This window comes from Flavobacterium cheongpyeongense, assembly GCF_003202435.1.
In the GTDB taxonomy this organism is placed as follows: domain Bacteria; phylum Bacteroidota; class Bacteroidia; order Flavobacteriales; family Flavobacteriaceae; genus Flavobacterium; species Flavobacterium cheongpyeongense.
The window spans coordinates 294,237-302,408 of record NZ_QJHK01000005.1 but is presented as its reverse complement, the minus strand read 5'-3'; the positions used below and the strand labels follow the sequence as shown (position 1 = coordinate 302,408).

Here is an 8,172-nt window from a genome sequence, read left to right as displayed (position 1 = left end):
ATTGGATTTGTGTTTTTGCAATTCGGTCTATCACAAGCAATGTATGTAAACAAAATAATTGAGATAAATACTGTCGTTAAAGTTTTCATGTCTGATTACGGTTTCTGGTTTGGTTGCCTATAACGTTCCGGCGCTTGGCGAGGTTGCGAACTTCGGAACTGATTATTTTCTATCAAAGATAAAATTTCTTTCGAAAAATAAACGTGAATTTACTACAAAATTCGCAATCTTGCCAAACGCCTGTTAGCCGTTCGGTTTTGTTTTTTTAGTATGTATTTCGGTTTTTATTTTTTCTATTTCTTTTTTCAATGTTTCAATTTTTTCTTGTTTTTGCGCATTAAAGTAAAGAGTTAGTATTGAAACTGTTAAAGCCGCTACAGACAAAAAATAGGGCAGAAGTCGATTTTTATAAATCCACCGCTTAGAAAGAAAATCATAGTTCTCCTTTTCAGCATTTAATTTTTCTTTTTCCTTTCGATCTTCCTGATATTTTAGCCATCCACCTTTTTCAATAACTTCAAGTCCAAAACTAGTTAAGACTATTTCCAGACTGTTTGAATGTGGTTTTTTAAGTACTTTAATATCGTCAAGCATTAAAATTAAATTGTTTTTATAATCTATGTAATCTTTATAATTATCGAACTCATCTTCCATTTTCATTTGATAATTTTTCTCGTTACTTACTTCAAGTAATAAAGTATCAATTTTTGAATTGTCCATAAGTATTTTTTTGAAAGTTTTCTTTTTATGATGTTCGTTTAAACTGACGGCTAACGGTTCGCAGCTTGGCGAAGTGGCGGATTTAGAAGCACTTATTTTCAATTTAGCACTAATGTCCATTTGAAAACCAAATATTCAATTTAGCACCGAACCCGCCATTTTGCCAAACTGCTGTTAGCCGTTCGTTGTTTTTTCAGTCGTGTTTATTTCAATTTTGTTATATTTAATCCACCTTTTCAAATTTCCAACCATTCTTTTTAAATGGTCTTCATTTAGGAAAATATTTGTCCAATAGTTAAATCTGTCGCACTGAACACTAATGTAGTACGTCATAATTGCTAAACAGCCATAATTTATGAACTCTTTTTCTTCGTTACTTATTTCTGTTACTGTTTCGTAACCTTTTATGAAGCTGTCTGCTTTTATTTGATATTCTTCTTCGTTTAAATTTGTTGCAAGCAACTGAAACAGAAAATAAGAAATGTCGAAACATAAATAACCATTTCCACAAAAATCGAAGTCAAAAAAAGTTATTCCTGTTTCATCATCAATGTGAAGATTGTCAAACCAAACATCAAGATGAACACTTCCGTACCTCATTTTACGTTTGTCAATATTTTCCATTTTGTCTGTTAAGTAAACAGACAGTTTTTCTAAAAAATTAATTTCGTCAATGTTTTTACTGTAGAACTCCTTTGTTTTTAAAACTGAATTTTTAAGCAAATTTTCAGCATTGTAAGACATTCTTTTTAACTCAAATTTTTCTGTCGATTGATGAACTTTTGCCAATGCTTGTCCGATATGAAAGCTTGTTTGGTATGAAAATTTTGCTGTCTTTGTACCTTTGGCATACGAAAATAAAACCCCAAATCTTTTTCCTTCTGGTGCTTCAATTTCTTGAATTAATTTGTTCGATTTGTCTGCAATTGGAAATGCAACCTGTCGGTCGTTTTCCTTTAAGTGAGTTAAAAGTCTTAATTCTTCTTCAATTTCTAATTTTGTCCGCCAATTATGTGTGTAAACTCTAAAAACGAATTTATTTTCACCGTCTTGAACAATGTATAAATGGTTCATTGCAAGTCGAAATATGCTACATTCGGTTTTGTCGCTCAGTCCAAATTTTTGTTGAATAAGTTTTCCAAGTTCATTTGGTGAAAGTGTGCTATTTATTGTCGGAAATTTTTCTGTCATTAATTCTTTGTCTTTCTATTGATTACGGTCGTTCTTACAATGACGGCTAACGTTCCCGCGCTACACGCAGTTTGGGACTAAATTAAGCCCATTATTCGGATTTGCGAAATCTTTCAAATACAAAATCAACTTTCCATTAAGCCTAATACCCAAATTGCTTGTAGCGTGTGTTAGCAGTAGTGCATTTGTTTCAGTTTCTGATTTTCAATTCGGTTTTTTAAAAAATTAGAAAAGAAAATTATCAATCCAATTAGAAGCAGGAAACTCCCCGTAATTAAAAAACTAAAAAGCAGATTATTTACTAATCTTCCTGGAGATATATAGGTTTTTAAATAGCTCCAACCTAAAAGATCAAATCGATTTAGTGTGTAACATAGTACAAGAACAATGAAACTATTCCAAACAGACCATTTATTTTTTATAGAAATTACCATAGAAATAATAAATGAAGTTAATATTCCTAAAACAGCAGAAAGTTGAGTTACGAAAGAAAAGTTCCAAATATCCATTATAGTTATTCCAAATTTTTCAGAATTTCGTAATACATTCTCACTTCCGTTTTCTGAGATTGCAGTCAAAATTTTAATATTATAAATTGCGGAATAGGAGTAAAATGAATATATAAAAAAACACGTTGCTATAAAGTGAAAAATGATTTGTAGATAGTTTATTTTTCTCATAAATATTCTTTTTTTTTGGGCGCATTACTGCTAACGTTCTCGCGCCTCTAGCTGTTTGCAACTTATGAAACTGAGTATTTTCGGTTAAACGAAAATAGGAATTAAAAACGATAATTCCACTAAATTTGCAAATAGCTAGAGGCGTGTGTTATGGTGTGTAGCGACACGTCTGTTAAGCACGCACTATTTTCCATTCCAATTATCGATTTCAATTTCGGCAAGTTTTTCCGCCTTCCGATTTTCCGTTCCAAATAGTTCCCGTCTTTGAATTCCAAACTTTAGTTAAATCTCAAAAAAATGCGACAAAAAAAATCTGCTTTCGTTTGTCCGATAAGCGGTTCACCTTTGTTAGTCCGCAACAATTCGGTATCAATTTCAGTTTCGGTTTCGGTCAGCTTGGTTTTTGCTTCATTTTGTTTTCCGAACTACAACACCCGATTAAAATCAGCTGATTCTCGTCGGCGGAGCTATACACCATAACGTTCTGGCGCTTGGCGAGGTTGGGGATTAAAGATGCGAGATCTTTCGGTTAAAGACAAATTTTCCAAATACAAAACCATCTTTAAATTTAGCCTAAAACCCCAATCTCGCCAAACGGCTGTTGGCTGTAGTTATTTTTCATCTCACTAATGATTTTAATAGCTTCTTTATGTATATTTTCAATAAACATCTCTAAAATTGCCAAATAGTTTTCAACGTCTTGATGTGTTAGTGAAGGTGTTGAATCCTGATGAAGGATGTTATTTCTTATGTTATTTAAAGAATTAAATTTTTCATAAAAAATTTTGTTTTCTTCCGAGTCTGCAAACTCATTAAAACCAAATTTTTTCAATAGTTTGGTTACTTCACTTTGTCCGTGTTTACCATAACTAAATTTTGAATTAATTTCAAACTCGTTGCATAATACTTCATCGTTACCTAATATTTTTACAAATTTCATCAATATTTCTCCCCTTTTAATTGGGTTATTCTTTTTATTGTCCAAATCCTTAATTAATATATCGATTAGGTGTTCTTTAATGTAAGTCTCTAATTGTTTATTTGAAAAATTATTTAAAATATAGAATCCAAACTCCTCTAAAAAACCTTCAATAAATGATTCAAATTTCCCACATAATAAGACAATTGATGATTTGTTAAATGTTCTATATTTAAGATTATCACTTATTGACAAATTTGCATTTTCAATAAGAATATGAATTTCCTTGATTGCTTCATTAAAATCATTAACCGATTCAAAATTATCCATTGATTATATTTTTTATCTCTGAAATCCATCTATTAAGTCTGTAATTTAAAACTTTTGTATCAGATGTACCAATAGTTATACTGTTTCTAAATTCAGAATCATTAATTACTAATTCTTTGTATCGAGCAAAAATTTGGTCCTTATATTCAATTAATTTTTCACTTGGTAAAACAGTCGTACTTAGGAATAATATATCCATTAGAGACCTATTTAAAGTAGATTCATATTGTCCATCAGAATTAAATCTATTAAAAGCGTTTACTGAATATATTTCAATAATTGTTTTAGCTGTATCTTCAATCATTTCATCTAATTGCATTAATAGAGATGGATCAAGATTTTTGGTTTTTAATAAATATTCATTTATAAAGGTTTTCATTCTTCCTTTATAATTTTTAATTTGGTTTTCATTTTCATCATAGTTGTCTAATAAAGCTAAAAATCTTAAAATCAATTCGCAATCAGACATTCTATTATGTGGCATTTCTAAATTAAATAATTTTAGAATATTTGGTTTTGAAACTATTTCTTTTAGCTTGTCATTCATTGAACCTCTATAAAGACAATTTCTTAATTCTTGGTCATTTAATTTTACAGCACCAGTATTTAATCTCATAAATACATCGTATTTTATTTCAGGATGTGAATCGTGAGAAATTACTATAATTCTTAAAAGTCCATTTCTTAATACACGAACGGCTTTAGGATTAAGAGACTTAATATCGCTCTTGTTAAGTTCTGTAAGTATTTCCAAACCTGATAATTTATAATCTCTTTGGAAAAAACGATGCAAAGAATTTAACCTTTGCAATCCATCAATTACTGTCCAAGAATCATCTGCTTCTTGTGAAACATATATTACAGGAATTGGTACATTCAGTATTATAGATTCAATAAGTAGTGATGATTTTTTATTGTCCCAAATATAATTTCTTTGATATTCAGGGTTTAAATTTATATCGCCATCGTCAATCATACGAACTATGTCAGAAACACTTTTATCGTATGCTTGAGTATTAATTTTTCGAATTTCTTGAGGTATTTCAGTAATTTCAGTTTCTTCTGAAATTTTATCATCAAATTCTAAATTTTCCATTTTTAATTTTTTATTTATGTACGGTTTTTTATAATTACAGCCAACTAGCATATAGGTCTGATAAAATCAGACCTATCACACCAAAAGTAGAGAGATAGGTCTGACTTGAGTCAGACTTTATATTCTTCAAATATAAAAATATTTATTATAAATCATCAAAAGGACTCTTAATTTGTTGTAAACTTTTCGTACTAACATGAGTGTAAATTTCGGTAGTTTTACTACTGTTGTGACCCAATAACTCCTGTATGTACCGCAAATCGGTGCCGCTTTCTAATAAGTGCGTGGCATAACTGTGGCGCAACCAGTGCAAGGTGGCTGGTTTGCTAATCCCCGCTTTTTGCAATGCTTGCTTCAAAATACTCTGCAAACTTTTCTCAGAGTAATTTGCTCCGGCAATTTGTCCTTCAAAAAGCCAAGTAGTGGGCTTGAAAGTGCTATAATAATTTCGTAACATTTCGAGTATTTTCGTAGATAAGGGTACGATTCGGTCTTTTTTTCCTTTGCCTTGACGAATTAGTATAATACCTCGTTTGGAATCAATATCGGCAGGTTTTAAATTCAAAAGCTCGCTTCGTCTTAAGCCACAACTGTAAATCAAAGACAACATCGTTTTATGTTTCAAATTAGAAGGAGCGTTCAAAATTAATTTTACAGGATTATAGTACTTAGTGATTAGTCCTTAGTAATTAGTGATTAGTGATTAGTGATTAGTAATTAGTGATTAGTGATTAGTTTTTAGTGATTAGTACTTAGTCTTTAGTGATTAGTCCTTAGTGATTAGTCCTTAGTCCTTAGTGATTAGTGATTAGTGATTAGTGATTAGTGATTAGTTTTTAGTGATTAGTTTTTAGTGATTAGTACTTAGTGATTAGTAATTAGTAATTAGTGATTAGTGATTAGTGATTAGTTTTTAGTGATTAGTCCTTAGTAATTAGTCCTTAGTAATTAGTGATTAGTCTGTGCTATGGATAACGGATTAGAGTCCTAACTTCTAACCTTATTAGCCCTGATGGTAGTGACATCCTCTGGCCCGGGTGGCTATTTTTTGGCAGGACGGAAAGAGCGACCAACGGAAGCTCCTTTGCGGCCCAGACAAAAAAGCCAACCGAGCCAGAGATAATAACGGACAGCAGGAAAAAGCTCCTGATAATGACACATAAAGCGTTAATTTACTCAGTATGTCAGGTTTTGAAAATGTCATGTTGTCAGGTGCTTTTTAATGCTCAGACAGTATAACTGACAAATTACTTTGATTTTTTATATTGGCACAAAGATTGACTTATGCCACATGAGTTTGAAATTAAATCAAAATTAAATATATAAAAAATGGGTAAAATAATCGGAATTGACTTAGGTACGACGAACTCTTGTGTTTCTGTAATGGAAGGTAACGAAGCAGTTGTTATTCCTAACGCAGAGGGAAAAAGAACTACACCATCTATCATCGCTTTTGTTGAAGGTGGAGAAATTAAAGTGGGTGATCCTGCAAAAAGACAAGCAGTAACGAATCCTACAAAAACGATTGCTTCTATTAAACGTTTTATGGGACATACTTTTGCTGAAACTCAGGAAGAGGCAAAAAGAGTTCCTTACAGTGTTGTAAAAGGGGACAACAATACACCACGTGTGGATATTGACGGTCGTTTATACACTGCTCAGGAGTTGTCTGCTATGACACTTCAAAAAATGAAAAAAACTGCTGAAGACTATTTAGGTCAAACTGTAACTGAAGCGGTTATTACTGTTCCTGCTTACTTTAACGATGCTCAGCGTCAGGCTACTAAAGAGGCTGGTGAAATTGCTGGTTTGAAAGTTATGCGTATCATCAACGAGCCAACTGCTGCTGCATTGGCTTACGGATTGGATAAAAAAGGAACGGATCAAAAAATTGCTGTTTACGATTTAGGTGGAGGTACTTTTGATATCTCTGTTCTGGAATTAGGAGACGGTGTATTTGAAGTATTATCTACAAATGGTGATACACACTTAGGTGGTGATGATTTTGACCAGGTTATTATTGACTGGCTGGCTGACGAATTCAAATCTGAAGAAGGTATTGACTTACGTTTAGACCCAATGTCTTTACAACGTTTGAAAGAAGCTGCTGAGAAAGCAAAAATTGAATTGTCTTCTTCTGCAGAAACTGAAGTAAACTTACCATACGTTACAGCTACTGCTTCTGGACCAAAACACTTAGTGAAAAAATTGTCAAGAGCTAAATTTGAGCAATTATCTGATTCTTTAGTAAAACGTTCTATGGAGCCAGTTGCTAAAGCATTAAAAGATGCAGGTTTATCTACATCTGATATTGACGAAGTTATTCTTGTTGGAGGTTCTACCCGTATGCCAAGAATCGCTGACGAAGTGGAGAAATTCTTTGGTAAAAAAGCATCTAAAGGTGTTAATCCTGATGAGGTTGTGGCTATTGGAGCTGCTATTCAGGGTGGAGTTTTATCCGGAGATGTAAAAGATGTATTGTTACTTGACGTAACACCTCTTTCTTTGGGTATCGAAACTATGGGTGGTGTATTGACTAAATTAATCGAGTCTAATACAACTATTCCAACTAAAAAATCTCAGGTATTCTCTACTGCTGCTGATTCTCAACCGTCTGTTGAAATTCACGTATTACAAGGTGAAAGAGCAATGGCTGCTGATAACAAAACGATTGGTCGTTTCCACTTAGACGGTATTCCGCCAGCACCAAGAGGAGTTCCTCAAATCGAGGTTACTTTTGATATTGATGCTAACGGTATCATCAAAGTTTCTGCAACTGACAAAGGAACTGGAAAATCTCACGATATCCGTATCGAAGCTTCTTCTGGTTTAACAGCTGAAGAAATCGAAAAAATGAAAAAAGATGCTGAAGCTAATGCTGACGCTGACAGAATTGCAAAAGAAAGAGCTGAGAAATTAAACGAAGCTGATAGTACTATTTTCCAAACTGAATCTCAATTGAAAGAGTTAGGTGATAAATTGACAGACGATCAAAAAACAGCTATCGAATATGCTTTAACTGAATTGAGAATGGCTCACCAGTCTCAGGATCTTGACGCTATCCAAAAAGGATTAGACAATGTAAATGCAGCCTGGAAAACAGCTACAGAAGCAATGTACGCTCAAGGTGGTGAAGGGCAACAAGCTGCTCCACAACAAGAGCAGTCCGGAGACAATGTTGAAGATGTTGAATTCGAAGAAGTAAAATAATTCTTTTGCACTAAGTAATTAGTAGT

General features: G+C 32.7%; 7 protein-coding genes. 1 reads left to right on the top strand and 6 read right to left on the bottom strand.

Annotation, left to right across the window (positions count from 1 at the left end):
• Nucleotides 1-243: 243 nt before the first annotated feature.
• The 6 genes from DMB65_RS22020 to DMB65_RS08570 all read right to left on the bottom strand — a co-directional run bounded on the left by DMB65_RS22020 (nucleotide 244) and on the right by DMB65_RS08570 (nucleotide 5,579).
• Nucleotides 244-660 carry a hypothetical protein gene (locus tag DMB65_RS22020; protein ID WP_123955302.1) on the bottom strand — a complete coding sequence of 139 codons (417 nt, stop codon included), beginning with the start codon at nucleotides 658-660 and terminating at the stop codon, nucleotides 244-246.
• A gap of 234 nt (nucleotides 661-894) precedes the next feature.
• Nucleotides 895-1,911 (bottom strand): phosphotransferase, encoded by a 1,017-nt coding sequence (locus DMB65_RS08590; RefSeq protein WP_110306231.1) that lies wholly within the window; start codon nucleotides 1,909-1,911, stop codon nucleotides 895-897.
• 170 nt (nucleotides 1,912-2,081) lie between these two features.
• On the bottom strand, nucleotides 2,082-2,591 hold the full coding sequence (locus DMB65_RS08585) for a hypothetical protein (RefSeq protein ID WP_123955300.1): 510 nt from the start codon (nucleotides 2,589-2,591) through the stop codon (nucleotides 2,082-2,084).
• Nucleotides 2,592-3,159: 568 nt separating this feature from the next.
• Nucleotides 3,160-3,840, bottom strand: coding sequence for a HEPN domain-containing protein (locus DMB65_RS08580; RefSeq protein ID WP_110306229.1), 681 nt, complete (start codon nucleotides 3,838-3,840; stop codon nucleotides 3,160-3,162).
• Nucleotides 3,833-4,936: a DUF262 domain-containing protein gene (locus DMB65_RS08575; RefSeq protein WP_165834901.1), complete on the bottom strand. Its 1,104-nt coding sequence runs from the start codon at nucleotides 4,934-4,936 to the stop codon at nucleotides 3,833-3,835. The genes DMB65_RS08580 and DMB65_RS08575 overlap by 8 nt, the downstream gene beginning before the upstream one ends.
• A gap of 145 nt (nucleotides 4,937-5,081) precedes the next feature.
• Nucleotides 5,082-5,579: a tyrosine-type recombinase/integrase gene (locus tag DMB65_RS08570; protein ID WP_262511963.1), complete on the bottom strand. Its 498-nt coding sequence runs from the start codon at nucleotides 5,577-5,579 to the stop codon at nucleotides 5,082-5,084.
• Between the two features lie 686 nt (nucleotides 5,580-6,265).
• On the opposite strand from DMB65_RS08570, the gene dnaK reads away from it, so the two are divergent.
• Nucleotides 6,266-8,146 carry a molecular chaperone DnaK gene (gene dnaK / locus DMB65_RS08565; protein ID WP_110306226.1) on the top strand — a complete coding sequence of 627 codons (1,881 nt, stop codon included), beginning with the start codon at nucleotides 6,266-6,268 and terminating at the stop codon, nucleotides 8,144-8,146.
• Nucleotides 8,147-8,172 lie beyond the last annotated feature (26 nt).